This is a genomic window from Streptomyces chumphonensis, assembly GCF_014779715.1.
Lineage (GTDB): Bacteria > Actinomycetota > Actinomycetes > Streptomycetales > Streptomycetaceae > Streptomyces > Streptomyces chumphonensis.
The window spans coordinates 55,656-80,034 of record NZ_JACXYU010000015.1 but is presented as its reverse complement, the minus strand read 5'-3'; the positions used below and the strand labels follow the sequence as shown (position 1 = coordinate 80,034).

The window sequence follows — 24,379 nt, the reverse complement described above, 5'->3', positions numbered from 1 at the left end:
CTGCCGCTATGACGGTCCTGCCTGATGACGGGCTCTCTCTGGCCGCCGAGTTCCCGGAAGTCACACGCGCGCAGTGGCAGCACCTCGTCGAGGGTGTGCTGCGGAAGTCCGGCGCGAGTGAGGCCACCGGGGCAGGAGCCGAGGAGGCGCTCTCCACGCCACTCGAGGACGGGCTCACCACCCGCCCGCTGTACACCGCCGACGACGCCCCCGGGGGCGGCGCCGGGTATCCGGGCTTCGCGCCCTTCGTGCGCGGCGGCACGCCCCGCGGCGGTTCGCCCGCCGGGTGGGACGTGCGCCAGCAGCACCGCAGCGCCGACGTCGCCCGCACCAACGAGGCGGTGCTGGCCGACCTGGAGAACGGCGTCGGCTCCCTGTGGCTGGTGCTGGGCCGGGCCGGGCTGCCGGTGAGCGCGCTGCCCGCCGCGTTGGAGGGCGTCTACCTCGACCTCGCGCCCGTGGTGCTGGAGGCCGGGGAGGAGTTCGACGAGGCCGCCCGCGTCCTCCTCGACGTGTACGCGCAGCGCGATGTGCCCGCCGCGCAGGTGCGGGCCCACCTGGGCGCCGACCCGCTGGGGCTGCTGGCCCGCACCGGGGACGCCGGGCCGACGGCCGCCCTGCTGGACGCCGCCGCCGCGTGGGCGGGGCGCGTCGGTGGCGACCACCCGGGCGTGCGCACCCTGACGGTCGACGCGCTGCCCTACCACGAGGCGGGTGCCTCCCCCGCGCAGGAGCTCGGCTGTTCGTTGGCGACGGCGGTGGCGTACCTGCGCACGCTGACGGAGTCCGGGCTGAGCGCCGAGGACGCCTGCCGCCAGCTGGAGTTCCGCTACGCGGCGAGCGCCGACCAGTTCACGACGATCGCCAAGCTGCGCGCCGCGCGCCGGCTGTGGGCGCGGGTGGCCGAGGCGTGCGGCGTCACCACCGACGCGGCGGCGCAGCGGCAGCACGCGGTGACGTCCTCGGTGATGGTCACGCGCCGGGACCCGTGGGTGAACATGCTCCGCACCACCGTGGCGACGCTCGCGGCGGGCGTGGGCGGCGCCGACTCCGTCACGGTGCTGCCCTTCGACCACGCGGCCGGGCTGCCGGACGTGTTCGCGCGCCGGATCGCCCGGAACACCTCCACCATCCTCATCGAGGAGTCGCACTGCGCCCGGGTCATCGACCCGGCGGGCGGCTCCTGGTACGTCGAGCGGCTCACCGAGGAGCTGGCGCGGGCCGCCTGGGCGTGGTTCCAGGAGATCGAGGGCGCGGGCGGCCAGGAGGCGGCGCTGCGCGACGGCGTCGTCGGCGAGCGCATCGCGGCCACCTGGGAGCGCCGCCGCGAGGCGCTGGCGCACCGCCGGGAGCCGGTGACGGGCGTGAGCGAGTTCCCGCTGCCGGACGAGGAGCCGGTGCGCCGCGACCCGGCGCCGGAGCCGCTGTCCGGCGGGCTGCCGCGGGTGCGCAGGGACGAGGCGTTCGAGGCGCTGCGGTCCCGGTCGGACGCGCACCTCGCCGCGACCGGTGAACGGCCGAAGGTGCTGCTGGCGGCGCTGGGCAGGGCCGCCGCGTACACCGGCCGGACGACGTTCGCGGCCAACCTGTTCCAGGCGGGCGGCATCGAGCCGGTGCTCGTCCCGGTGGACGCGAGCGGGGCCGCCGAGGCGGTGCGGGAGGCCGGGGCCGCCGTGGTGTGCCTGTGCTCCAGCGACGCGGTCTACGCCGAGGAGGCCGTTCCCGTCGCGCGGGCGGTGCGGTCGGCGGGCGCGCGCTCGGTGTTCCTCGCCGGGCGCCCCGGTGCGCTGCGCGAGAGCCTGGAGGCAGCCGGGGTGGGCGGGTACGTCGCCGTCGGCGGGGACGCGGTGGGCCTGCTGGCCGGCGTCCTGGACGAGCTGGGAGTGAAGTGATGAGCAGCATCCCCGACTTCACCGGGATCGAGCTGGGCACCCCGGCCCCCGAGGGGGACGTGGACGCCTGGCGCGCCGCGTACGCCGAGGCGCGGGCCGGGCGGGACGGCGAGGCGGGCCCGGACGACGCCGTGTGGGAGACGCCGGAGGGCATCGGCGTCAAGCCGCTGTACACGGCCGAGGACCTCGCGGGGCTGGACTTCCTGTCCACCTATCCGGGTGCGGCGCCGTACCTGCGTGGCCCGTACCCGACGATGTACGTCAACCAGCCGTGGACGATCCGCCAGTACGCGGGCTTCTCCACGGCCGAGGAGTCGAACGCCTTCTACCGGCGCAACCTGGCGGCCGGCCAGAAGGGCCTGTCCGTCGCCTTCGACCTGCCCACGCACCGGGGGTACGACTCGGACCACCCGCGCGTCACGGGCGACGTCGGCATGGCGGGCGTGGCGATCGACTCGATCTACGACATGCGGCAGCTGTTCGACGGCATCCCGCTGGACCGCATGAGCGTGTCGATGACGATGAACGGCGCCGTCCTGCCCGTGCTGGCGCTGTACATCGTCGCCGCCGAGGAGCAGGGCGTCCCGCCCGAGAAGCTGGCCGGAACCATTCAGAACGACATTCTGAAGGAGTTCATGGTCCGCAACACCTACATCTACCCGCCGCAGCCGTCGATGCGGATCATCTCGGACATCTTCGCGTACACCTCGCAGAAGATGCCGCGCTACAACTCGATCTCCATCTCCGGCTACCACATCCAGGAGGCCGGGGCCACGGCCGACCTGGAGCTGGCGTACACGCTGGCGGACGGCGTGGAGTACCTGCGCTCGGGGCTCGGCGCGGGCCTGGACGTGGACGCCTTCGCGCCCCGGCTGTCGTTCTTCTGGGCGATCGGCATGAACTTCTTCATGGAGGTCGCCAAGCTGCGGGCGGCGCGGCTGCTGTGGGCGAAGCTCGTCCGGGGCTTCGACCCGAAGAACCCCAAGTCCCTGTCGTTGCGCACGCACTCGCAGACCTCGGGCTGGTCGCTGACGGCGCAGGACGTCTTCAACAACGTCACCCGCACGTGTGTGGAGGCGATGGCCGCCACCCAGGGGCACACCCAGTCGCTGCACACCAACGCGCTCGACGAGGCACTGGCACTGCCCACGGACTTCTCCGCCCGCATCGCCCGCAACACCCAGCTGATGCTCCAGCAGGAGTCGGGGACGGGCCGGGTCATCGACCCGTGGGGCGGCAGCGCCTACGTGGAGCGGCTGACGTACGACCTGGCGCGGCGGGCCTGGCAGCACATCCAGGAGGTCGAGGAGGCCGGCGGCATGGCGAAGGCCATTGACGCGGGCATCCCCAAGCTCCGGGTGGAGGAGGCCGCGGCCCGCACGCAGGCCCGCATCGACTCCGGCCGCCAGCCGGTCATCGGGGTCAACAAGTACCGGGTGGCGAGCGACGAGCAGATCGAGGTGCTCAAGGTCGACAACTCCTCGGTGCGCGCCCAGCAGGTCGACAAGCTGCGCCGGCTGCGCGAGGAGCGCGACGAGGACGTCACGCAGGACGCCCTGCGGGCGCTGACGCACGCCGCCGAGAAGGGGCACCAGGACGGTGGTTCGCTGGACGGCAACCTGCTGCACCTGGCCGTGAACGCGGCCCGCGCGAAGGCGACCGTCGGGGAGATCTCGGACGCGTTGGAGAAGGTGTACGGACGGCACGCGGGCCAGATCCGTACCATCTCCGGTGTGTACCGGGAAGAGGCCGGGCGCTCCTCCGCGCTGGAGGGCACCCGCAAGCTGGTGAGCGACTTCGAGGAGGCCGAGGGGCGTCGGCCGCGCATCCTCGTCGCCAAGATGGGGCAGGACGGGCACGACCGGGGGCAGAAGGTCATCGCGACGGCCTTCGCCGACCTGGGCTTCGACGTCGACGTCGGCCCGCTGTTCCAGACGCCGGAGGAGGTGGCGCGGCAGGCCGTGGAGGCCGACGTCCACATCATCGGCGTCTCCTCGCTGGCCGCCGGGCACCTCACGCTCGTGCCCGCGCTGCGGGACGAGCTGGCGGCGCAGGACCGCGAGGACATCATGATCGTCGTGGGCGGCGTCATTCCGCCCGCCGACGTGGAGCCGCTGCGGGAGATGGGGGCCGCCGCGGTGTTCCTGCCGGGCACGGTCATCCCGGAGGCCGCGCACGAGCTGGTGCGCGCCCTGGCGTCCGGTCTCGGCCACGAACTCTGAGAACCGGTGAGGGAGCTGTAGACGGGTGGGCATGGCTGCCAGGAAGGGCAAACCCGACCTCGACGCGTACGTGCAGGGCGTCCTGGACGGCTCACGGGCGTGGATCGCGCGGGCGATCACGCTCGTGGAATCCACCCGCCCCGACCACCGGCGGCTCGCGCAGCGGCTCCTCACCGAGCTGCTGCCGCACGCCGGCAAGGCGCGGCGGGTGGGCGTCAGCGGGGTGCCGGGGGTCGGCAAGTCGACGTTCATCGACGCGCTGGGCACGCTGCTGACGGGGCTCGGCCACCGGGTGGCGGTGCTGGCCGTCGACCCGTCGTCGGGTCGGACCGGGGGCTCGATCCTCGGGGACAAGACGCGGATGGCCCGGCTCGCCGTGGATCCGAACGCGTTCGTGCGGCCCTCGCCGACGTCGGGGACGCTCGGCGGGGTGGCGCGCGCGACGCGGGAGTCGATGGCCGTCATGGAGGCCGCCGGGTACGACGTGGTGCTGGTGGAGACGGTCGGCGTGGGGCAGTCGGAGACGGCGGTGGCCGCGATGACGGACACCTTCCTGCTGCTCTCGCTGGCCCGGACCGGGGACCAGTTGCAGGGCATCAAGAAGGGCGTCCTGGAGTTGGCGGACGTCGTCGCCATCAACAAGGCCGACGGGCCGCACGCCCGGGACGCCAAGGCGGCGGCCCGCGAACTGGCGGGCGCGCTGCGGCTGTTGCAGCCGCCGAACGCGGAGTGGAACCCTCCGGTGCTCACCTGCAGCGCACGGGAGGGCACCGGCCTGGAGGAGCTGTGGGAGCGGGTCGAGCAGCACCGCTCGCTCCTCGTCGGCACCGGGGCGCTGGCGGCGAAGCGCAGCGAGCAGCAGGTGGAGTGGGTGTGGTCCATGGTCCGGGACCAGTTGCTGGACCGGCTGACCCACGATCCGGCGGTGCGGGAGCTGGCCCCCGGGCTGGAGGCCGACGTGCGGGCGGGGAAGCTGACCGCCTCGCTGGCGGCCGACCGTCTGCTGGCCGCCTTCACCGCGCTCGGCCCGGCCGCCGGCGGCGACGCCTGACGGCCGCCGCTGACCGCCTCCCGCGGACGGGCCGGGGTGCGGCCCGTCCTGCCGGGGGTGACGGCGCTCAGGCGTGGGCGGCGGCCAGCAGCTTCGCCCGGCTCCGCGCCGCCGTGTGCGCGGCCTCGCGGGACTTCTCGAAGAGCGGGATCAGCTCCTCCATGGCCGGGACGCTCGGGGCCAGCGTCAGCTCGGGCACGATGAACTCCACGTCCAGCCCCATCTGCGTCGCGAAGACGTACCGCAGGTAGTCCTGCACGTAGTCGTTGCCCTCCTGCGGGGTGCCGGGCGCGTAGGAGCCGCCCCGGCTGGCGACGACCGTCGTCGGGGTGCCGGCGGCGCTGGGCTCGGGGGCGGCGGCCGTACGGCCCATCACCAGCACGTGGTCGATCCACGCCTTGAGGGTGGAGGGGATCGTGTAGTTGTACATCGGCGCGCCGATGAGCACGGCGTCCGCCGTCTCCAGCTCGCGGATGAGGGTCTCGCGCAGCTCGGAGGCGAAGCCGGAGCCGTCGAGGTGTGGCACGGGGTCCAGGGAGAGGTCGCGGTAGACGACCGTGCCCTCGGGGTGTGCGTTCTCCCAGGTGGCGCGGAAGGCCGCGGTGACGGCGCGGGACGCGCTGTTGTCGCCGTTCAGGGAGGTGTCGATGTGCAGCAGCGTGGCCATGGTGGTGCTCCTCGGAGGGGGGCGGGGCTATCGGTAAGTGGGTGCACTTCCGTCTGCGCCTATTGGTAACACAGTTACTTACTAATAGGAAGTCCCTTGCGCTCGTGCAGTACCCTGGACGCATGGCCGAGCCACGCGAACAGACCGAAACGGCAGGGGCGCCCACGGCGTCACCGGGCTGCAGCTCGCCCACGCACGGCATCACCCGCGTCTTCGAACTGCTGGGCAAGCGCTGGACGGGCGTCATCATCGCCGCCCTGATGAGCGGCCCCGGACACTTCACCGAGCTGCGCCGCGCCGTCCCCGGCATCAGCGAACGCATGCTCTCCGACCGGCTGGGAGAGCTGGCCGCGCTGCACCTCGTCCTGCGCACCGTGGACGAGGGCCCGCCGCTGCGCGTCTCCTACGCGCTGACGGAGGCCGGCCTCGCCCTGCGGCCCGCCATGGTCGAGCTCACCCGCTGGGCGGACGCCCACCTCCCCGAGGGCGGCGCCTCCTGCCCCCAGCAGTTCCAGCCCTGAGCGGCGCGCACGTAGGGTGGCCCGGGTGAGTACGCCACAGCAGCCCCCGCACGCCCACAGCGAGCAGCCGGAGTCCGGGACGGACCGGCTGGAACGGGCGGTCCGCGCGGCGGAGACGGCGCTGATCGAGTACGAGATCGCGGTCGAGACCTTCCGCATCGAGGTCGAGAACTTCTCCCGGCTGCACCAGCAGCGCCTCGGCCCCGTCTACCTGCGCCTGGACGAGCTGGACGCCCGGATCGCCGAGGCGGTGGCCGCCCGCACCCAGGACCCGGAGGACGTCCGCCGCGCGCAGCAGGCGCGGGCCGCCGTCGCGCCGATCCCGGGGATCGACGAGCTGCTGGGCGGCTGGATCCAGTCCGAGGGCATGTCGCCGGAGGCCCAGGCCATGCTGGGCGAGCGCTCGGTGCGCCCGCCGGAGCGGGTCCGGCCCGGTGAGGAGGCCCGCCGCCGCTACCGCGAGCTGGTCCGCAGGGCCCACCCGGACCTGGTCACCGACGAGGACGAGCGGCTGCGCCGCGAGGAGTTCATCGTCCGGGTGAACCGCGCCTACGCCGACGGCGACGAGGAGGCCCTCGCCGCCCTCGCCGAGGAGTGGGCCGCCGGGCCGCCCCGGGAGCCCGACCCCGTCAGCCGGGGCGAGGAGCTGTACGCGCGGCTGGAGTGGCTGGCCTCCCGCAAGGACTGGCTCGGCCAGGTCGTGCGGGAGCTGGAGGACAGCGCCATCGGCTCCATGCTGAAGCTGGCCCACGACGACCCCGACGGGCTGCTCGACGACATCGCCCGGCAGCTCGACGCCCAGGTCGCCGAACGGGAGCAGCGGCTCGCCGAGCTGCTGGAGACCTGAGCACCCCACCGCCCGCCGCACCCCGAGAGGAAGCGCGAGACCGATGAACCACGCCCCCATCCCCTCCGTGGACGTCAGGGACGTCCCCGCCGACGCCTTCCTGCTGGACGTCCGCGAGCCCGACGAGTGGGCCGCCGGACGGGCCGAGGGCGCCCTGCACGTCCCGATCGGCGAGGTCGTCGGCCGGGCCGCGGAGGTCACCGAGCGCGCCGGGGACGACCGGGTCTACGTGGTCTGCCGCGTCGGCGGGCGCTCGGCGCAGGTGACGCAGTTCCTCGTCGCCCAGGGCGTGGACGCCGTCAACGTGGACGGCGGCATGCTGAGCTGGGCCGCCGCCGGCCGGCCGATGACCGGCGACACGGACCCCGCCCACGTCCTGTGACGGGCACCGACGCCGACGCCGACGCCGACGCCGACGCTGTCAGCCGTCGAAGTCGACGGTGACGGACGCCGTCGCCGGGCGCGACTGGCAGGCCAGGACGTAGCCGTCGGCCAGCTCGTCGTCCTCCAGGGCGAAGTTGCGGTCCATGCGCACCTCGCCGTCGAGCAGCCGGACCCGGCAGGTGCCGCACACCCCGCCCTTGCAGGCGTACGGGGCGTCCGCCCGGTGCCGCAGCACCGTCTCCAGGACCGTCTCCCCCGCACGGGCGGGCCAGCTTCCGCCGCGCCCGTCCAGGGTGGCGCTCACGGTCGCCTCCGGGCCCGCCTCCGCCACGGCCGCCGGTGCGGCCGGGCCGGGCGTCCCGGCGGCGTGGAAGATCTCCTGGTGCACCCGGTCCCGGGGGACGCCGAGGGTGCGCAGCGCCTCCTCGGCGCCCTCCACCAGGCCGTGGGGCCCGCACAGGAACCAGCCCGCGACGTCCGGCACGGGCAGCAGGGCGGGCAGGAGCGCCGTCAGCCGTGCGGCGTCCAGCCGCCCGGTGGGCAGGCCCGTCTGCCGCTCCTCGCGGGAGAGGGTGTGCACCAGGTGCAGCCGCTCGGGGAAGCGGTCCTTCAGCTCGGCCGTCTCCTCCAGGAACATCGCCGAGGCGGTCGTGCGGTCGGCCCGCAGGAGGCAGAACCGCGCGTCCGGCTCCTGTTCGAGCAGGGTCGCGGCGATGGACAGGACGGGCGTGATGCCGCTGCCGCCGACGACGGCGGCGTAGTGCCCCGCGCGCGGCTCCAGCACGAAGCGGCCGGTGGGCGGCAGGACGTCGACCTCGTCGCCCACGGCCAGCTCCTTGAGCGCCCAGGACGAGAACGCGCCCGCCTCGACGTGCCGGATGCCCACCTTCAGCAGCGGCTCGGGCCCGGCCGGGGTGCAGATCGAGTACGTGCGCCGCACCTCCGCGCCGTCGATGACGCGGCGCAGGGTGAGGTGCTGCCCCGGCCGGTGCCGGAAGGTCTCCCGCAGCTCGGGCGGGACCGCGAACGTCACGGCCACGGCGTCGTCGGTGAGCCGCTCGACCGCCGAGACGCGGAGCGCATGGAAGATCATCACAGCTCCTTGAAGTGGTCGAACGGCTCCAGGCAGGAGGTGCAGCGGCGCAGCGCCTTGCAGGCGGTGGAGGAGAAGCGGCTCAGCAGCGCGGTGTCCGCGGAGCCGCAGTGCGGGCAGCGGATCGCGAGGGTGAGGGGGACGGCCCCACCGGCCGCGCCGTCCCGCAGTGGCCGGGGCGGCGCGATGCCCGCCTCGGCGAGCTTGCGGCGCCCCTCGGCGGTGATGTCGTCCGTGCTCCAGGCCGGGGCCAGGACCGTGCGCACGGCGACCTCCGGCATGCCGCGCGCGTGCAGCACCCGTTCCACGTCGGCGGCCATGGTCTCCACGGCCGGGCAGCCGGTGTAGGTCGGCGTCAGCTCCACCTCGACCCGCCCCGGGCCGGTGACGTGCACCGCCCGCAGGACGCCCAGCTCGGCGAGGCCGACCTGCGGCAGCTCCGGGTCCGGCACGGAGCCGGCCAGTTCCCACAGCTCGGCCTCCAGCGCCGTCATGTCGGCGCGGGTCCCGGTCACCACGACGCCCCCGGGTGGCTGCGGTGCAGGTGCTGCATCTCGGCGAGCAGCCGACCGAAGGGCTCGGTGTGGACGCCCTGCCGCCCGGCCCCGGCGGCCCACGGCGCGGCCTGCGGGCCCTCGGGCGGGGTCAGCGTGGCCTGCGTGACGATGCCGGTGACGCTGGCCCGCCAGGTGTCCTCCAGGGTGTCCCAGGCGACGTCCAGGCCCTCGACCGGCCGGAACAGCTCACCCGTGTACCGCCACAGGGCGTCCAGCGCGGTCTGCATGCGCCGGTGGCTCTCCTCGGTGCCGTCACCCAGGCGCAGCGTCCACTGCTCGGCGTGGTCCCGGTGGTAGGCGCACTCCTTGACGGCCTTCGCGGCCAGCGCGGAGAGGGGTTCCGTGCCGCCCGCGAGCTGCCCGTACAGCAGCTCCTGGTAGGTGGAGAAGTAGAGCTGGCGGGCGATGGTGTGGGCGAAGTCCCCGTTCGGCTGCTCCACCAGCTGCACGTTGCGGAAGTCGCGCTCCTCGCGGCGGAACGCCAGCTCGTCCTCGTCGCCGCTGAGCGTCAGCAGGGTGCGGGCCTGGCCGAGGAGGTCCAGCGCGATGTTGGCGAGCGCGACCTCCTCCTCCAGCTCCGGGGCGTGACCGGCCCACTCGCCGAGCCGCTGGGCGAGGATCAGGGCGTCGTCCCCGAGGGCCAGCGCGGCCATGGTGCCGGGGCCGTCCGGGCGGGCTGCGGTGCTCACAGGTTCTCCACCCCCTCGGGGACCTCGTAGAACGTCGGGTGGCGGTAGGGCTTGTCGGCCGAGGGCGCGAAGAAGGGGTCCTTCTCGTCCGGTGAGGAGGCGGTGATCTGTGCGGAGGGCACGACCCACAGGGAGACGCCCTCGTTGCGCCGGGTGTAGAGGTCCCGCGCGTTGCGCAGGGCCATCTGCGCGTCCGGCGCGTGCAGGCTTCCGGCGTGCGTGTGGGACAGCCCGCGCCGTCCGCGCACGAAGACCTCCCACAGCGGCCATTCCGACCGTGCCCCGCTCATGCCGCCTCCCCGTTCCGCGCCCCGGTGTGCTCGGTGGCGTGTTTGCCGGCGTACACCGCCGCGGCCTCGCGCACCCAGGCGCCGTTCTCGTGCGCCGCCCGGCGCTGGCTGATCCGCTGCTCGTTGCACGGGCCGTTGCCCTTGAGCACCTGCTGGAACTCCGACCAGTCGATCGGGCCGAAGTCGTGGTGCCCGCGCTCCTCGTTCCACCGCAGCTCCGGATCGGGCAGGGTGAGGCCGAGCGACTCGGCCTGCGGCACGCAGATGTCGACGAAGCGCTGGCGCAGCTCGTCGTTGGAGTGCCGCTTGATCTTCCACGCCATGGACTGGGCGGAGTGCGCCGACTCGTCGTCCGGCGGGCCGAACATCATGAGCGACGGCCACCACCAGCGGTCCACCGCGTCCTGCGCCATGGCCTTCTGCGCCTCGGTGCCCCGGCTGAGGGCGAGCAGCAGCTCGTAGCCCTGGCGCTGGTGGAAGGACTCCTCCTTGCAGATGCGGATCATGGCCCGCGCGTAGGGCCCGTAGGAGCACCGGCACAGCGGCACCTGGTTGGTGATGGCCGCGCCGTCCACGAGCCAGCCGATCGCGCCGACGTCGGCCCAGGTCAGCGTCGGGTAGTTGAAGATCGAGGAGTACTTCTGGCGGCCGGTGTGCAGCTTGTCGAGCAGCTCGTCCCGGCCGGTGCCGAGCGTCTCGGCGGCGCTGTAGAGGTACAGGCCGTGGCCCGCCTCGTCCTGCACCTTGGCCAGCAGGATGGCCTTGCGGCGCAGCGACGGGGCCCGGCTGATCCAGTTCGCCTCGGGCTGCATGCCGATGATCTCGGAGTGCGCGTGCTGGGCGATCTGCCGGACGAGCGTGGCCCGGTAGGCGTCGGGCATCCAGTCACGTGGCTCGATGCGCTCGTCGGCCGCGACGGCGGCGTCGAAGACGGCCTGGAACGCCTCGGTCTCCGCCTCCCCCGGTGCCTCTGGGCCGTGTCCCGGCAGCACTGTCGTCATGCTGAGCCCCTCCGTCGTCCCGTCGCCTCGCACCAACCGACCGATCGTTCGGTTCAATGATTGGCGCGACCGACCCCCGCTGTCAAGGAGTGGCTAACCTCTGGGGGGACCGCACCGAGGGAGACGGGGAGCGCATGGAGTCCAAGGACAGGCCGCCGGCACCGCGAACACCCGCCGAACCGTGGCCGCGCGTGGCGGCCCCCTCCGAGGAGCCGCCCACCGACGCCCCCCGCACGGCCGACGCCCCGGACGTCGAGGGCGCCCCGCTCGCCGGGCGGGCCGGGCAGGCCGGGCAGGCAGACGGCGCGGCCAGCGTCCTGGCGCTGCCGCTGCTCCCGAAGCTGCTGCTCGTCGTCGCCGCCGCGGCCGTCGCCGTCGCCGTCACCGCGCACCTGGGCGCCGTCTTCCTGCACGTCGCGCCGTCGAACACGCTCAGCCGCCAGCACGACGAGACGCTCGACGACTACATCTACCCCGAGTTCGAGCAGAACTGGAAGCTGTTCGCCCCGAACCCCCTCCAGCAGAACGTCGCCGTGCACGCCCGCGCCGAGATACGCGACGAGGACGGCTCCCTGCGGCGCACCGGCTGGGTCGACCTCACCGCCATGGACGCCGAGAGCATCCGCGGCAACCCCTTCCCCAGCCACACCAACCAGAACGAGCTCCGGCGCGCCTGGGACTTCTTCACCGGCTCGCACGACGACGACAACCTCCCCAACGGCTCGCGCGGCGAGATGTCCGAGAGCTACCTCAAGCGGATCGTCATGCTCCGCCTCGGCCCCCGGCTCGGCGCCGACCGCGTGACGAAGGTCCAGCTCCGTTCCGCCCGCAGCACGGTCGAACCGCCGCCGTGGAGCAAGGAGTCCGTGAACACCGAGACCCGCTACCGCGTGCTGCCGTGGTGGCCCGTCGTCAGCGCCGACATCCCGGAGGCCGCCCGATGACGCACCCGGTGCCCCCCGCCGCCCCGCCGCCCACGGGCGCGCCCCGCGAACCGTCCTTCGCGATGCGCTTCGACCGCGCCCTCCTGACCGGCTTCCTCCGCGTCACCGGGACGGCCCTCGGCCCGTACCAGACGGCGATCGTCCGCATCGGCTTCGCCGCGACCTGGCTGTTCTTCCTGCTGCGCGAGATCCCGCACCGCCACGAGCTCTACGGCCCCGACTCGCCGTGGAGCTTCACCCTCGCCGAGCGCCTGATCGGCGACAACGACGCCTTCACCGTCCTGCTGTGGTCCGACGGCACGCTCTGGTTCGAGGCCGTGTACCTGTTCGCCGTCGCCGCGAGCGCCGGTCTGCTCCTCGGCTGGCGCACCCGCACCATGTCCGTCTTCTTCATGATCGGCGTGCTGTCGCTGCAGAACCGCAGCGTCTTCATGGGGGACGGCGGCGACAACGTCATCCACCTCATGGCCATGTACCTCGTCCTCACGCGCTGCGGGCAGGTGTGGTCCCTGGACGCGCGCCGGGCCCGGCGGCGTCCGCAGCCGGACCGGGGCGCGGACCCCACCGGCGTCGTCCTCGCCGCCCTCACCGGCGTCGCGCTCGTGACCTGCCTCGGCCTCGGGCTGCTCGCGCCCGGCTGGGCGGTCGTCTTCCTCCTCCTGTGGGCCGCCCAGACCGCCTGGTGGGTCGTGCGCCGCTACGCCCCCGGGGCGCCGCGCACCACGCTCGACGCGCTGGCCAACCTCGTGCACAACGGCGCCCTGCTGGTGATCATCGCCGAGGTGTGCCTCATCTACGCCACCGCCGGCTGGTACAAGGTGCAGGGCTCGCGCTGGCAGGACGGCACCGCCGTCTACTACCCGATGCACCTGGACTACTTCTCGCCCTGGCCCGCCCTCTCCGAGGCCCTCGGCTCCCACGGCACCATGATCATGCTCATCACCTACGGCACGGTCATCGTCCAGGTCGCCTTCCCCTTCACCCTGTTCAACCGCCGCGTGAAGAACGTCCTGCTCGCCGTCATGATCGTCGAGCACCTCTCCATCGCGGTCCTCCTCGGGCTGCCGTTCTTCTCGATGGCGATGATCGCGGCCGACGCCGTCTTCCTCCCCACCGTCTTCCTGGTCTGGCTCGGCGCCCGCGCCTCCCGCCTCGCGTCCCGCTTCCGCCGCCGTCCGGCGGTGGCCGTGCCCGGCCCGCGCGCCCCGGCCGACGCCGCCGGGCCCGCCGCCGAGGACGCCTCCCCCGGCGGGAAGCCGGACGTCGAGCCGGGGCCCGGGAAGCCGGACGCCCGCCCGTCCACCGCGCCCTCGTCCACCGACCGCTGACATCCGTCACACGGCGGCACCCCCGCCGGGCCCTACGGTGGGTCGCGGCGGCCGGTCGGGCCGGAGCGGGCGAGCGAAGGAGTGTGCGGGCATGCGCAGGTGGCGCAACGTGCTGCTGGCGGTGGGCGCGCTGTGCGTCTTCCTGGTCACCTGGTCGAGGGCCGTGTGGCTGCTGGGGCTGGTGCTGCTGGCCCTGTCCGGCGTCGGCCACCTGCTGCACCACCGCGCCCGGCGGCGGGCGCAGGCCGGTGCGGAGCCGGTGGCCGTGGCCGTCCCCGTCACGGGACGGTGGCGGGCGCTCAACAGCCCGGCCGGGCGGACCCCGAGCCACGGCACGCACACGTGCGCGCAGACCTTCGCCGTCGACGTCGTCCACGAGCCCGAGGACCCCGAGGACCCCGAGAAAGCGGACCGGCCCGGCTTCGCCTGGTGGCCCCTCACCCGCCGCCCCGAGGAGTTCCCGGCCTTCGGCGCGCCCGTCCTCGCCCCCGGCGACGGTGTGGTCGTGCGCGTCAGCGACGGAGCGCGCGACCACCTCAGCCGCACGTCCTGGCCCGCGCTGGGCTACCTGCTGGCCGAGGGCTTCGTGCGGCAGCTGTTCGGCGCCCGGCACCTGCTGGGCAACCACGTCGTGCTCGACCTCGGCGGCGGGACGTTCGCCCTCCTCGCCCACCTGCGGCGCGGCTCGCTCACCGTCACGCCGGGGGACCGCGTCTCCGTCGGCGAGCCGATCGCCCGCTGCGGCAACTCGGGCAACTCCTCCGAGCCCCACGTCCACTTCCAGCTCATGACGGGCCCGGACCACCGCCACGCGCACGGCCTCCCGTTCAGCTGGCGCTACCGCGCCGACGACGCCGACCACACCGGCGTACCCCCCGACAACACCCTCTTCACGGCCGTGGACAGGGCCTGAGCCGATGCGCCGGGCCCATCCCGTCTCGCCGCAAGGCGCACGACTTCGTCCCCCGGCGGTCGTGCCCGGGGCATAGGCTGCGACATTTCTGGACCAACTTTCCGGGGTTTCGCCCCCAACAGCCCCGGGTTGCCCCAAACTCCCCCGCAGAACCGACGTGGCGTCAGGTCCTGGCGGTGCGTCACCCCAGGGCCGTGTGCGGGCACCGGCCGCCGGCGGACGAGGAGGCAGCTTTGACGTGGCGCACCGATCTGGCGAGCGGCAAGGTCCGGGCATGAACGGCGGACCGGAACCCGGACAGGACCGGCCCACCCCCACCCCCACCCCCGGACCCGGGCACCCCACCGCGCCCGAGCATCCCGCCGCCGTACCGCCGAAGCCGACGACGGCACCCTCGGCCTCCCCGCCTCCTTCCCGGGGCCGCTGGGCCGACCGCCGTACGCTGCTCCTCCTCGGTGGCGTCGGCACCCTCGTCCTCGCCCTCGTCGCCGGATTCCTCCTCCTGGCGTCCTCCTCGGACACGGACTCCCCGACCGCCGATGGCAAGGGGGCTGAAGCCGAGGTACCCGCCCACCGGGGGCCGTTCGAGGAGGCGGTCGAAGAGCTGGCCGTCACACCGGGGCTCCAGTACCGGGACACCGCCGTCGCGGGGATCACCGAACGGGACGTGACGGTGACGGCGTCGGGCATCCAGTACGGCAGCACGGACGGCTCCAAGAGCTACGGCCGCGATGTCCTGCGCATCGACGACAAGACGTTCACCCGCTTCCGTGACGACCCGGCGCCGGACCCCGAGAGCGCGGATGGCGAGGAGGGCGACGTTCCCGGCCGGTGGCAGGTCGGCTCCCTCGGCGAGTCCGACCTGCTGGACGACGTCCTCGACCAGTACCGGTCCCCTCCGCAGCTCGCAGCCGAACTCTTCGAAGCTCTCCAGGAGACCGACACCTTCCCGGACCCGAAGGACCCCGGCCCGCACGCCGCCGAGATCGGCGGGGTGCCGGCGCTCCAGGCCGACACCCCGGCGGGTCGCCTCAGCGTGACGAGGACCCCTCCGCACCGCGTCCTGGCCCTGGAGCCCTACGACCTCCGCGAGGCGGCCGAGCGGCTGCGCGAGAGGGCCGAGCAGCCCGAGAAGGGTGCCCCGGCCGAGCTGCCGCGCGTCACGATCGGCCCGCTCGCGGACGGTGACTCCGACGGCTTGGAGTTCTCTCCCGTCACCGGCGACGACGTCTCCGATCTGTACGAGACGCTGGAGCGGCAGGCCGAGCGACTCGGCGATGCCTCCGACGGAGGCATCGTCTTCACGCTCGACGGTTCCGGCGACCTGTCCTGCGGGCCGTCCGGCTGCTCGGTGGCCCAGGAGTTCGACGGTGAGCTGACCGCACGGGCGAAGGAACGCGTCACTCGGGGCGAGGTCACCGCGGTGATGAGCGCGAGCATCACCATCGACGGACGGAGCGCAGGCCGCTGTACCAGCGCGCCCTCGACCTTCCCCGTCAAGGGCAGCGCCGTGTCCGGCACCCTCAAGTGCTCCGCGCCCGAGGCCGGTCCGGTCTTCGCCTCGGTCGAGGCCCGCTACAAGGCCAAGGCGGAGGCGGACTCCCGACGCTCCGGCGGTCGCCCGGTCACCTACCGCTTCCCCTACCGTGCCAACACCCTCGTCGACGCCCGCGCCCTGGCCGTCACCGAGGCGAAGGCCCTGGTGGACCGCGTCCGCCAGGAGGCCAAGGACGCCAAGACCTGCGCGACGAAGCAGCCCGCCCCGCAGGGCGGGGGCCCCGCCCCCGCGTCGGCCGCGCACCTCTCTCCGGCCGAGCGGACCACCGCGCTGACGGTCGTCGGCCACTGGGACAGCAGTCCTGTCGCCGGCTCACCGATTCTTGTCCCGAGCAAGGGAGGGTGCCTTCCCGCCTTGCGCGAGTGGAGCAGCCAACGGTTCCAGTTCGGGCACCACACCTTCCTGCTCGACAAGAAGGGCATGGAGCACATCCTCAAGCGGCACCATCCGAAATACTGGGATGGCTCGGTCAAGAGCCGGCAGACGTTCCTGGACAGCCGCATGAGCGTAGACGACGTCCGCAAGGCCATCGAGCAGGTCATGCGTCAGAATCGTGAGGAGTTGATCAAAAAGGGTGCCAAGGGCGTGTATCCACTGAACGGCACGGTGGACGGCGTGGAGTACACGCTCGGAATCAACAGGGGCAGAGTTGGCCAGTTCTATCCCAAGTGAGCCGGCACGGGGTGCTGGCGCGGTGGTCGAGGTCGAGACGTTTCTGCGGGACGAGGACGGCCGGTTCGTGACCGCAGCCGCGTGTCGCATGCCTCCGCCCGACACGGACTACGTCGAGGGCGCCGTCCGGCTGTCCGTGGGAGGAACCGAGATCCTCGGAACCGAGGAGTGGGATTACGTCGATCAGCTGTGGTGCTACATGGCCGACATGCTGACGTGCCTGCACTCCTCGGGGTATGCGGAGACGTACTTCCCCGATCAGCCGATCAAGCTGTCCTTCCGACGTGTCGGGTCTCGTGTCGTGGTGAGCGCCGAAGTCGGCCGGGACACCAGAACCTCCGATGCTCCCTCGGCAGCCCTGGACGCTGCCCTCCGGTCCGGAGGCAGGGCCTTCTTCGACCGGATGGCCGATCTCGTTCCCGGCAACTCCTACACCGAAGCCCGCCGCGCGCTCGAATCCTGACCGGACCGTCGTCCCGAAGAAGCGGCACGGCGTCGTCCGACCGGCCTATGCGGTCAGCCCGCTCCGGCGTCGGGGTGACGTCGGAGCGGGCCGAGGGCTGCGTCCGGCTCGGTCAGCGGACGACGTTGCGGACGGCGTCGATGACGCCGCCGTTGGAGATCATCCCGATGTGCCCGAGGCAGGCGGTCTTCCGGTTGTCGGCGCCGGACAGGATCGTGCTGCTGACGGGGTTGATGACCAGGTCGCAGGGCGAACGGAACGTCGTGTAGCTGACGTTGCCGGGGGTCGGGTCACCGGAGTTGAGCTGGTTCAGGAAGCCCGACCCGGCGCGCATCTCCTTGCAGGAGGTGATGAGGAAGCTGCAGAACCCGGCGATCGCGGTGCCGTTGTTCGGCCCGCCGAGCGAGACCCAGTCGTCGACGCGTGCCGTACCGCCGAGGTTCTTGAGGTAGTAGCGCGAGGAGAGGCCGCCCATCGAGTGGGTGACGATGTCGACCTTGCCGGCGCCGGTCCTCGCCAGGACGCCGTCGATGTAGTCGGACAGCTGACCGGCGATGGTGGCGTTGGAGCGGAACGAGTTGTACCCGAAGACGTGCAGCTGGTCGTCGCTGTAGCCGTTCGCCTTGAAGTCCGAAGTCATCGTGGAGAACTGACCGCTCTTCCCGGCGAAGCCGTGGATGAACACGACGGGTTCGGAGGTGTCGGCCTGGGCGGGGGCGGAGGTGAGGGGGACGACCAGGGCGGCGGCCACCAGGGCGCTGAGGGACGCGAGGGCACGACGCAGGCGCATGGGAACTCCTGTCGGTCACGCAGCGGGGAGCTGCGAGGTGGGGAGAGATCAGGGAGCGCGCGCCCCGGAGCGGAAGCAGGCCAGTGCTTCTGCGGGCCTTAGATTACTCACACGTAGCTTGTGGTTTACATCACGGAGACATCACGGTCCGTGATCATGGAAGCGGATGCTCCGCTACGCCGACTCCAGCAGTGCCCTGAGTCGGGCCAGGTCGGCGGCGACCATGTCGGCGTCCCGCTCGAAGTCGACGTCGCTCGTTCCCGGTTGCCGCCGCAGGGTGAACACCACCTCGCTCGCCGCGCCGTCCGCGAGCACACGGAGCGGGTTGTATACGGTCTCGCCCGTGGGCAGTGTGACGTGGTGGTCCAGGACGCCCAGCTCGTTGCGCGGTACGAAGGCGACCTCGACGCGTCCCATGGGGGCGTCCTCCGCGACCCACCGACCGTCGATCTCCGCGATGGAGCCGCCCAACCCCTCGGCCCACGCCGGCAGGTGGGCCGGGTCCGACGCGTAGGCGTAGACCTCCCCCGCCGGGCGGTCGATGCGGACGCTGATGTGGCGGGACTCCCCGGCGACGTGATCCATGCGCCGACGGTAGCGGCGCCTCGTCGGCGGCGCGTGCAGACGTCGGAGTGTCGGCCGCCTTCGGTGAGCGCGGTCACCGAAGGCGGCCGGAGGTCGTGCCTACCGTCGCGTGTGCGGCACGGACGAAGGGCAGGTGGGTGCTCGTGACGCGCGCGGTATGGAACGGCACGGTCGTCGCGGAGGTGGCGCGCACCGTCGCGGTGGAGGGGAACCCCTACGTCCCGCCGGACGCGCTGCGCCGCGAGTACGTCGCGACGAGCCGGACGAGGACGTGGTGTTTCTGGAAGGGCGTCGCCCGGTACTACACGGTGCGGGTGGGCGGGGCGAGCCTGCCGCACGGTGCCGGGTACCACCCCCGGCCGAGCCCGCCGGCCCGGAGGATCCCGGGCCATGCGGCGTTCGGGCCCGGTGTGGTCGTGGAGGACCACCGGGAGCCGGAGTGACGGAGCGGACGACCGGACACGCGGGTGACCGGGCGAGTGAGGGAAGAGGGACGGACATGGCGTGGGCCGGACGGCTGGGGCTGGCGGTGGGTGCCGGGGGCGCCGCCGTGGCCGGGTACCTGGGACTGGTGACGGCGGCGGCACCGCTGGACGTCGGCGTGGGACGGCGGACCCGTCCGCTGGGGCCGCAGGCCGTGGACACGCCCGCACCGAGGGACGTCGTGTTCGACGTGATCGCCCAGCCCTACCTGGGCCGGGCCACCCGGGCGATGCGCGAGAAGCTGCGGGTGCTGGAGCGTGGGGAGGACATGGTGCTGGCCGAGCACTACACCCCCGTGGCCGGTGGCCGCCTCACGGCGAAGACGGTCGAGACGGTGCGCTTCACGCGTCCCGAGCGGGTGGACTTCCGGCTGGTGCGCGGCCCGGTGCCGTTCGTCGTCGAGACCTTCCTGCTCGGTGAGGCCGAGGACGGCGGCACCCGGCTGGAGTACCGGGGCGAGCTGGGCACGGACGGCTGGGCGCCGGGGGAGCGCTGGGGCCGGCTGGTCGCCGAGCGGTGGGAGGCGACGGTGGCGGAGACGCTGGCGTCCGTATGCCGGGAGGCCGAGCGCCGCGCGAGCGCGCGGGGCGCCCGGGACCGGAGATGACGTCGGCGGTGCCGAACCGGGGCAGCGCGCCCCCACGCGGCGCCCGGGACGACTACGGTCCGGTGTGTGGCGCGCGGGCGCTCGCCCGGTCGGCGGCGGAGGCCGCGCCGCCGCCGTGGGCGCCGGAACGACGCGAGGAGACGTACCGCATGACGCAGGCCGCTGACGAGGGGGCGGAGAGGACGTGGTGCATCTCCGAGGTGGACATCTTCCGTGACCTGGACGCGCGGGAGATGGACGCCATCGCCGCCGCCGCGCCGATGAAGACGTACGGCACGGGGGAACTCCTCTACTCCTCGTCCCAGCCTTCCGAGGTGCTGTTCATCCTGAAGAAGGGCCGGGTCCGGATCTTCCGGGTCTCGCCCGAGGGACGGGCGCTGACCTGCGCCCTCATCGAGCCGGGCACGATCTTCGGCGAGATGGTGCTGCTCGGGCAGCGCATGTACGACAACTTCGCGGAGGCGCTGGACGACGTCACGGTGTGCGTCATGAGCCGCGCCGACGTCGGCCGCCTCCTGCTGTCGGACGCGCGTATCGCGGCCCGTATCACCGAGATCCTCGGACGCCGTCTCACCGACCTCGAACAACGCCTGTCCGACAGCGTGTTCAAGTCAGTCCCGCAGCGTGTGGCCACGACCCTGCTGACGCTCGCCGCGCAGTCCCGACCCCGGATCTTCGGGGGCCGCTCGCCGGAGATCGCGCTCACCCACCAGCAGGTCGCCGCGCTGGCCGGTACCTCGCGGGAGACGACGACGAAGGTGCTGCGCGAGTTCGCCGACGGCGGCCTCATCCGCCTCGCCAGGAGCCGGATCACCGTGCTCGACCCGGGCGGCCTCACGGACGAGGCCGGCTGAGCACGCGGGGTGTGGACACCGGCGCTGTGTAAGGGCGCTTACAGAGTCGACGGCCTTCGGCTGGCTAGCGTGCCCCGCATGGTGCTTCGGCTGGTGCTCGGAACGGTGTTCACGGCGATGGCGGTGGGCCAGCTGGCCTCCTTCGGCGCGATGCCGGAGATCCTCGCCGCCTACGAGGTCGTGGAGGGCGGCGCCGCCACGGCGCTGGCCGTCACCCTGATCGCCGGTGAGCTGCTGTGCGGCCTGTGGTTCCTCCTGCGCCCCCGGTCGTCCGCACGGACCCCGGTGTGGGTCTACACCGGGGTGTCGCTGCTGTGGGCGGGGTTGGCGGTGCAGGGCTTCCTGCGCGGGCTGACCGTCGAGAACTGCGGCTGCTTCGGCACCTACCTGACGCAGAGCCTCGGCTGGCCCGTCCTCGTGCAGGACGGGCTGCTGCTGGTGTACGCCGGGGTGCTGCTGCGCGGGGTGCGACGGCAGGGCTCCGCACCACGTACCCACTCCTCCGATACGAAGGTGGACTCACCGTGACCGCTCCCCGCAAGCAGGACCGCGACGAGGTGTTCGTGGAGTTCACCAAGTCGATCTGCCCGGTCTGCAAGACCCCGGTCGACGCCCAGGTCAACATCCGCGAGGACAAGGTCTACCTGCGCAAACGATGCCGGGAGCACGGCGGGTTCGAGGCGCTGGTCTACGGGGACGCCGAGGAGTACCTGGCCTCCGCCCGCTTCAACAAGCCCGGCACCATCCCGCTCACCTTCCAGACCGAGGTCAGGGACGGCTGCCCGTCCGACTGCGGCCTCTGTCCGGAGCACAAGCAGCACGCCTGCCTCGGCATCATCGAGGTCAACACCGGCTGCAACCTCGACTGCCCCATCTGCTTCGCGGACTCCGGCCACCAGGCGGGGGACGGCTACTCCATCACCCACGACCAGTGCGCGCGCATGCTCGACGCCTTCGTGGAGAGCGAGGGCGAGCCCGAGGTGGTGATGTTCTCCGGCGGCGAGCCCACCATCCACAAGCACATCCTGGACTTCATCGACCTCGCCCAGGAACGCCCGATCCGCAACGTCAACCTCAACACCAACGGCATCCGCCTCGCCACGGACCGGAACTTCGTCGCCGAGCTCGGCAAGCGCAACCAGGTCCCGGGCAGGTCCGTGAACGTCTACCTCCAGTTCGACGGCTTCGACGAGCGCACCCACCGCGAGATCCGGGGCCGCGACCTGCGGAGGTTCAAGGAGAAGGCGCTCGCCAACTGTGCGGACGCCGGGCTGACGGTGACGCTCGTCGCCGCCGTCGAACGCGGCCTCAACGAGCACGAGCTCGGCGCGATCATCGAGTACGGCGTCGACCACCCGGCCGTCCGCTCGGTGGCCTTCCAGCCGGTCACGCACTCCGGCCGCCACGTGCCGTTCGACCCGCTGAACCGCCTCACCAACCCGGACGTCATCAGACTCGTGGGCGAGCAGCTGCCGGGCTGGTTCCAGAAGGGCGACTTCTTCCCCGTCCCCTGCTGCTTCCCCACCTGCCGCTCCATCACCTACCTGCTCGTGGACGGCGAACCGGGTGCCCGCACCGTCGTCCCCATCCCGCGCCTGCTCCAGGTCGAGGACTACCTGGACTACGTCTCCAACCGGGTCATGCCCGACGACGGCATCCGCGAGGCGCTGGAGAAGCTCTGGTCGGCCTCGGCCTTCATGGGGACGGACACCACCGAAGAACAGCTCCGCGCCACGGCGGAGGCGCTGGACTGCGCCGACGCCTGCGGCATCGACCTCCCCGAGGCGGTCAAGTCCCTCGGTGAGAAGGCGTTCATGATCGTCGTCCAGGACTTCCAGGACCCCTACACCCTCAACGTCAAGCAGCTCATGAAGTGCTGCGTGGAGGAGATCACCCCCGACGGCCGCCTCATCCCGTTCTGCGCCTACAACTCCGTCGGCTACCGCGAGCAGGTCCGGGAACAGATGTCCGGTGTGCCCGTCGCGGACGTCGTCCCCAACGCGCTTCCGCTCGCCGACCGGCTCGCCCCGACCCCGTACGGCTCCCGGATGCTGCGGCCCGCGACCGACGAGGAGACCACGGCATGAGCCAGCCCCCGCCCCGGGACGACGTCAAGGCGTGCTGCGCCGCCGCCTACTCCTCCGACGTCGTCACCCTCCTGCTCGGCGACTCCTACCACCCCGGCGGCACCGCGCTCACCCGTCGCCTGGCCGACGCCCTCGCCCTCCGGCCGGACGACGGCGTGCTCGACGTCGCCTCCGGGCGCGGCACGACGGCGCTGCTGCTCGCCGAGACGTACGGCGTGCGCGTCGACGGCGTGGACTACTCCCCGGCCAACACCGCCCTCGCCCGTGGCACGGCCGAGGCCGCCGGGCACGCCGACCGCGTGTCCTTCACCACCGGCGACGCCGAGCGGCTGCCTTACCCGGACGGCGACTTCACGGCCCTGGTCTGCGAGTGCGCGCTGTGCACCTTCCCCGACAAGTGCCGGGCCGCCGCCGAGTTCGCCCGCGTCCTGCGCCCCGGCGGCCGGGTCGGCATCACCGACGTCACCGCCGACACCGACCGCCTCCCGGCCGAGCTGACGGGCCTGGCCGCCCGCATCGCCTGCGTCGCGGACGCGCTCCCCCTGGCCGGGTACGTCGACCTGCTCTCCGCCGCCGGGCTCCGCACCCTCCGCACCGAACCCCACGACGCCGCCCTCCTGCGCATGATCGACCAGATCGAGGCGCGCCTGAACCTGGCGCGCATGACGGCCCCCGACAGACTGGCCGCCGCGGACATCGACCTCGCCGCCGCCCCCACCGTCCTGGCCGCCGCCCGCTCGGCCGTCGCGGACGGCGTCCTCGGCTACGCCCTCCTGATCGCCGAGAAGCCCCCGGCCGGGCGGCCTTGACGCCCTCCGGTCCCGCCTCGCCGCACTCCGGAGGTCCACGAACCCGACCGCACCGGCCGGGCTTCGAGTCCGCAGGGCGGTCTCAGCCGTAGCGCGCGACGAGCGCGTGGCCGATCGAGGCCAGGTGGTCCAGCACGTCCGGGGGGCCGCTCACCTCCAGCCATTCGACCAGCCCGGCGAGTTCACCGGCGAGTGCGTACGCGTGGTCGCCGCCGATGACGACCTCGATGCGGCCGTCCGGCGTGGAACCGCCCACCTGGAGCCTGCCGCCCAGCATCATCCGCAGCAGGTACATCCCGTCGGGTGCGCAGAGCGCGTGGACCTTCAGGGGCGTCCGTCTGCGGTCGATCTCGTCGGCGATCTCGCGCCAGCTCTCGGCCAGGTCGAAGTCCTCGGGCCGGTGCACGGGATCGCCGGTCGGGGCGGCGGACGTGACGCGGTCGATGCGGAAGACCCGCCGACCGGCCTCGGTGTGGGCGACGAGGTACCACGACGAGCCCTTGGCGACGATGCCCAGCGGGTGGACGGTCCGCTCGGTTCCGGCGCCCTCACGGTCGACGTAGCCGAGCCGTACCCGGACGCCGCGGATCACCGCGTCCTGGAGCGCGTCGAGGAAGCGGGGCGGTCGGGGCTCGCTCCGGCTCGCCCCCCACCGCCGCGGGTCCGTGACCAACGAGGACGCCGCCGCCTCGGCCTGCCCCCGGAAGGGCTCCGGCAGGGCGTGGACGAGCTTGCGCAGCGCCGCCTTGACGGCCGGCGTGGCAGCCGTCGCCTGACCGGCGACCAGGAACAGGGCACGGGCCTCGGGCGCGGTCAGCCCGGACAGGTCGGTGCGGGCCCCGCCCACGAGGCGCCAGCCGCCGCCCCGGCCCGGCACGGAGTACACGGGCACCCCCGCCATGGCCAGCGCGTCGAGGTCGCGACGGGCGGTGCGCTCGGAAACCTCCAGTTCCCGGGCGACCTCCGCCGCCGTCACCTGCTCCCGCCGTTGCAGCAGCAGGAGGACGGCCACCAGCCGGTCGGTTCGCATACCGACGACACTGGCACAACAAACCGGTCAGGAGATGACCGG

General features: G+C 73.1%; 26 protein-coding genes. 17 read left to right on the top strand and 9 right to left on the bottom strand.

The genetic code is table 11. The features are described from left to right. Positions 1-8 precede the first annotated feature (8 nt). Genes IF129_RS22370 through meaB form a run of 3 tightly spaced genes read left to right on the top strand, consistent with a single transcriptional unit; the run spans position 9 to position 5,165 of the window. Entirely contained in the window at positions 9-1,892 is a 1,884-nt protein-coding gene (locus tag IF129_RS22370; protein WP_191211590.1) for a methylmalonyl-CoA mutase subunit beta, read from the top strand. Continuing rightward, entirely contained in the window at positions 1,892-4,114 is a 2,223-nt protein-coding gene (scpA, locus tag IF129_RS22365) for a methylmalonyl-CoA mutase (protein ID WP_191211589.1), read from the top strand. The genes IF129_RS22370 and scpA overlap by 1 nt, the downstream gene beginning before the upstream one ends. 31 nt (positions 4,115-4,145) lie before the next feature. Continuing rightward, a complete protein-coding gene (meaB, locus tag IF129_RS22360) occupies positions 4,146-5,165 on the top strand; it encodes a methylmalonyl Co-A mutase-associated GTPase MeaB (protein ID WP_191211588.1) in 1,020 nt (339 codons plus the stop codon). Positions 5,166-5,232: 67 nt separating this feature from the next. Here the strand turns inward: meaB and IF129_RS22355 are convergent, their stop codons facing one another. Next, a complete protein-coding gene (locus tag IF129_RS22355) occupies positions 5,233-5,832 on the bottom strand; it encodes an FMN-dependent NADH-azoreductase (RefSeq protein ID WP_191211587.1) in 600 nt (199 codons plus the stop codon). Between the two features lie 122 nt (positions 5,833-5,954). Here IF129_RS22355 and IF129_RS22350 point away from each other — a divergent pair, with 122 nt between their 5' ends. From IF129_RS22350 to IF129_RS22340, 3 genes are read left to right on the top strand one after another with little or no spacing between them, the layout of a single operon-like run. Next, on the top strand, positions 5,955-6,353 hold the full coding sequence (locus IF129_RS22350; RefSeq protein WP_191211586.1) for a winged helix-turn-helix transcriptional regulator: 399 nt from the start codon (positions 5,955-5,957) through the stop codon (positions 6,351-6,353). Between the two features lie 25 nt (positions 6,354-6,378). Further along, positions 6,379-7,200 carry a hypothetical protein gene (locus tag IF129_RS22345; protein WP_318153886.1) on the top strand — a complete coding sequence of 274 codons (822 nt, stop codon included), beginning with the start codon at positions 6,379-6,381 and terminating at the stop codon, positions 7,198-7,200. Between the two features lie 43 nt (positions 7,201-7,243). Further along, entirely contained in the window at positions 7,244-7,582 is a 339-nt protein-coding gene (locus IF129_RS22340) for a rhodanese-like domain-containing protein (RefSeq protein ID WP_191211584.1), read from the top strand. A gap of 39 nt (positions 7,583-7,621) precedes the next feature. On the opposite strand, the gene IF129_RS22335 is transcribed toward IF129_RS22340, so the two are convergent. From IF129_RS22335 to paaA, 5 genes are read right to left on the bottom strand one after another with little or no spacing between them, the layout of a single operon-like run. Next, positions 7,622-8,674, bottom strand: coding sequence for a 2Fe-2S iron-sulfur cluster-binding protein (locus IF129_RS22335; protein WP_191211641.1), 1,053 nt, complete (start codon positions 8,672-8,674; stop codon positions 7,622-7,624). A gap of 2 nt (positions 8,675-8,676) precedes the next feature. Further along, positions 8,677-9,171, bottom strand: a complete 495-nt coding sequence (paaD, locus tag IF129_RS22330) for a 1,2-phenylacetyl-CoA epoxidase subunit PaaD (protein ID WP_191211639.1) — start codon at positions 9,169-9,171, stop codon at positions 8,677-8,679. A gap of 17 nt (positions 9,172-9,188) precedes the next feature. Then, a complete protein-coding gene (gene paaC, locus IF129_RS22325) occupies positions 9,189-9,887 on the bottom strand; it encodes a 1,2-phenylacetyl-CoA epoxidase subunit PaaC (protein ID WP_191211640.1) in 699 nt (232 codons plus the stop codon). Between the two features lie 32 nt (positions 9,888-9,919). After that, entirely contained in the window at positions 9,920-10,213 is a 294-nt protein-coding gene (gene paaB, locus IF129_RS22320) for a 1,2-phenylacetyl-CoA epoxidase subunit PaaB (protein WP_191211583.1), read from the bottom strand. Next, complete coding sequence (gene paaA / locus IF129_RS22315; protein WP_191211582.1) at positions 10,210-11,214, bottom strand: 1,2-phenylacetyl-CoA epoxidase subunit PaaA; 1,005 nt, start codon at positions 11,212-11,214, stop codon at positions 10,210-10,212. The genes paaB and paaA overlap by 4 nt, the downstream gene beginning before the upstream one ends. Before the next feature lie 191 nt (positions 11,215-11,405). Between paaA and IF129_RS22310 the strand changes: the two genes are divergently transcribed. From IF129_RS22310 to IF129_RS22290, 5 genes are all read left to right on the top strand, one after another. Further along, positions 11,406-12,158, top strand: a complete 753-nt coding sequence (locus IF129_RS22310) for a DUF5819 family protein (protein WP_318153885.1) — start codon at positions 11,406-11,408, stop codon at positions 12,156-12,158. Continuing rightward, entirely contained in the window at positions 12,155-13,486 is a 1,332-nt protein-coding gene (locus tag IF129_RS22305; protein ID WP_381479916.1) for an HTTM domain-containing protein, read from the top strand. The genes IF129_RS22310 and IF129_RS22305 overlap by 4 nt, the downstream gene beginning before the upstream one ends. Before the next feature lie 91 nt (positions 13,487-13,577). Continuing rightward, positions 13,578-14,399 (top strand): M23 family metallopeptidase, encoded by an 822-nt coding sequence (locus IF129_RS22300; protein WP_191211581.1) that lies wholly within the window; start codon positions 13,578-13,580, stop codon positions 14,397-14,399. A 274-nt stretch (positions 14,400-14,673) separates the two neighbouring features. Further along, positions 14,674-16,629, top strand: coding sequence for a hypothetical protein (locus IF129_RS22295; RefSeq protein ID WP_191211580.1), 1,956 nt, complete (start codon positions 14,674-14,676; stop codon positions 16,627-16,629). Between the two features lie 22 nt (positions 16,630-16,651). Next, on the top strand, positions 16,652-17,092 hold the full coding sequence (locus IF129_RS22290) for a hypothetical protein (RefSeq protein WP_191211579.1): 441 nt from the start codon (positions 16,652-16,654) through the stop codon (positions 17,090-17,092). 112 nt (positions 17,093-17,204) lie between these two features. Here IF129_RS22290 and IF129_RS22285 read toward each other — a convergent pair whose 3' ends face one another. Both IF129_RS22285 and IF129_RS22280 read right to left on the bottom strand, forming a co-directional pair. Beyond that, on the bottom strand, positions 17,205-17,882 hold the full coding sequence (locus tag IF129_RS22285; protein WP_191211578.1) for an esterase/lipase family protein: 678 nt from the start codon (positions 17,880-17,882) through the stop codon (positions 17,205-17,207). Positions 17,883-18,056: 174 nt separating this feature from the next. Then, positions 18,057-18,467, bottom strand: coding sequence for an SRPBCC family protein (locus tag IF129_RS22280; RefSeq protein ID WP_191211577.1), 411 nt, complete (start codon positions 18,465-18,467; stop codon positions 18,057-18,059). Between the two features lie 143 nt (positions 18,468-18,610). On the opposite strand from IF129_RS22280, the gene IF129_RS22275 reads away from it, so the two are divergent. The 6 genes from IF129_RS22275 (at position 18,611) to IF129_RS22250 (ending at position 23,307) form a co-directional block, all read left to right on the top strand. Beyond that, on the top strand, positions 18,611-18,910 hold the full coding sequence (locus IF129_RS22275; RefSeq protein WP_191211576.1) for a DUF427 domain-containing protein: 300 nt from the start codon (positions 18,611-18,613) through the stop codon (positions 18,908-18,910). A 56-nt stretch (positions 18,911-18,966) separates the two neighbouring features. Continuing rightward, entirely contained in the window at positions 18,967-19,557 is a 591-nt protein-coding gene (locus IF129_RS22270; protein WP_191211575.1) for an SRPBCC family protein, read from the top strand. Positions 19,558-19,706: 149 nt separating this feature from the next. Then, positions 19,707-20,411, top strand: a complete 705-nt coding sequence (locus tag IF129_RS22265; RefSeq protein ID WP_191211574.1) for a Crp/Fnr family transcriptional regulator — start codon at positions 19,707-19,709, stop codon at positions 20,409-20,411. Between the two features lie 78 nt (positions 20,412-20,489). After that, positions 20,490-20,939 carry a MauE/DoxX family redox-associated membrane protein gene (locus tag IF129_RS22260; protein ID WP_191211573.1) on the top strand — a complete coding sequence of 150 codons (450 nt, stop codon included), beginning with the start codon at positions 20,490-20,492 and terminating at the stop codon, positions 20,937-20,939. After that, on the top strand, positions 20,936-22,498 hold the full coding sequence (locus IF129_RS22255) for a radical SAM protein (protein WP_191211572.1): 1,563 nt from the start codon (positions 20,936-20,938) through the stop codon (positions 22,496-22,498). The genes IF129_RS22260 and IF129_RS22255 overlap by 4 nt, the downstream gene beginning before the upstream one ends. Beyond that, positions 22,495-23,307, top strand: a complete 813-nt coding sequence (locus IF129_RS22250; RefSeq protein ID WP_191211571.1) for a class I SAM-dependent methyltransferase — start codon at positions 22,495-22,497, stop codon at positions 23,305-23,307. Before IF129_RS22255 ends, IF129_RS22250 begins: the two co-directional genes overlap by 4 nt. A gap of 82 nt (positions 23,308-23,389) precedes the next feature. On the opposite strand, the gene IF129_RS22245 is transcribed toward IF129_RS22250, so the two are convergent. Then, positions 23,390-24,337 carry a helix-turn-helix transcriptional regulator gene (locus tag IF129_RS22245; protein ID WP_191211570.1) on the bottom strand — a complete coding sequence of 316 codons (948 nt, stop codon included), beginning with the start codon at positions 24,335-24,337 and terminating at the stop codon, positions 23,390-23,392. Between the last annotated feature and the right edge of the window lie 42 nt (positions 24,338-24,379).

What these genes read in the sequence shown, in the direction of transcription:
- IF129_RS22340 (WP_191211584.1), top strand. Translation starts at nt 7,244, where the DNA reads ATGAACCACGCCCCCATCCCCTCCGTGGACGTCAGGGACGTCCCCGCC.
- IF129_RS22285 (WP_191211578.1), bottom strand. Translation starts at nt 17,882, where the DNA reads ATGCGCCTGCGTCGTGCCCTCGCGTCCCTCAGCGCCCTGGTGGCCGCC.
- IF129_RS22300 (WP_191211581.1), top strand. Translation starts at nt 13,578, where the DNA reads ATGCGCAGGTGGCGCAACGTGCTGCTGGCGGTGGGCGCGCTGTGCGTC.
- IF129_RS22280 (WP_191211577.1), bottom strand. Translation starts at nt 18,467, where the DNA reads ATGGATCACGTCGCCGGGGAGTCCCGCCACATCAGCGTCCGCATCGAC.
- paaA (WP_191211582.1), bottom strand. Translation starts at nt 11,214, where the DNA reads ATGACGACAGTGCTGCCGGGACACGGCCCAGAGGCACCGGGGGAGGCG.
- paaB (WP_191211583.1), bottom strand. Translation starts at nt 10,213, where the DNA reads ATGAGCGGGGCACGGTCGGAATGGCCGCTGTGGGAGGTCTTCGTGCGC.
- IF129_RS22250 (WP_191211571.1), top strand. Translation starts at nt 22,495, where the DNA reads ATGAGCCAGCCCCCGCCCCGGGACGACGTCAAGGCGTGCTGCGCCGCC.
- meaB (WP_191211588.1), top strand. Translation starts at nt 4,146, where the DNA reads ATGGCTGCCAGGAAGGGCAAACCCGACCTCGACGCGTACGTGCAGGGC.
- IF129_RS22260 (WP_191211573.1), top strand. Translation starts at nt 20,490, where the DNA reads ATGGTGCTTCGGCTGGTGCTCGGAACGGTGTTCACGGCGATGGCGGTG.
- IF129_RS22355 (WP_191211587.1), bottom strand. Translation starts at nt 5,832, where the DNA reads ATGGCCACGCTGCTGCACATCGACACCTCCCTGAACGGCGACAACAGC.
- IF129_RS22265 (WP_191211574.1), top strand. Translation starts at nt 19,707, where the DNA reads ATGACGCAGGCCGCTGACGAGGGGGCGGAGAGGACGTGGTGCATCTCC.
- IF129_RS22245 (WP_191211570.1), bottom strand. Translation starts at nt 24,337, where the DNA reads ATGCGAACCGACCGGCTGGTGGCCGTCCTCCTGCTGCTGCAACGGCGG.
- IF129_RS22370 (WP_191211590.1), top strand. Translation starts at nt 9, where the DNA reads ATGACGGTCCTGCCTGATGACGGGCTCTCTCTGGCCGCCGAGTTCCCG.
- IF129_RS22295 (WP_191211580.1), top strand. Translation starts at nt 14,674, where the DNA reads ATGAACGGCGGACCGGAACCCGGACAGGACCGGCCCACCCCCACCCCC.
- IF129_RS22305 (WP_381479916.1), top strand. Translation starts at nt 12,155, where the DNA reads ATGACGCACCCGGTGCCCCCCGCCGCCCCGCCGCCCACGGGCGCGCCC.
- IF129_RS22270 (WP_191211575.1), top strand. Translation starts at nt 18,967, where the DNA reads ATGGCGTGGGCCGGACGGCTGGGGCTGGCGGTGGGTGCCGGGGGCGCC.
- paaD (WP_191211639.1), bottom strand. Translation starts at nt 9,171, where the DNA reads ATGACGGCGCTGGAGGCCGAGCTGTGGGAACTGGCCGGCTCCGTGCCG.
- IF129_RS22350 (WP_191211586.1), top strand. Translation starts at nt 5,955, where the DNA reads ATGGCCGAGCCACGCGAACAGACCGAAACGGCAGGGGCGCCCACGGCG.
- scpA (WP_191211589.1), top strand. Translation starts at nt 1,892, where the DNA reads ATGAGCAGCATCCCCGACTTCACCGGGATCGAGCTGGGCACCCCGGCC.
- paaC (WP_191211640.1), bottom strand. Translation starts at nt 9,887, where the DNA reads ATGGCCGCGCTGGCCCTCGGGGACGACGCCCTGATCCTCGCCCAGCGG.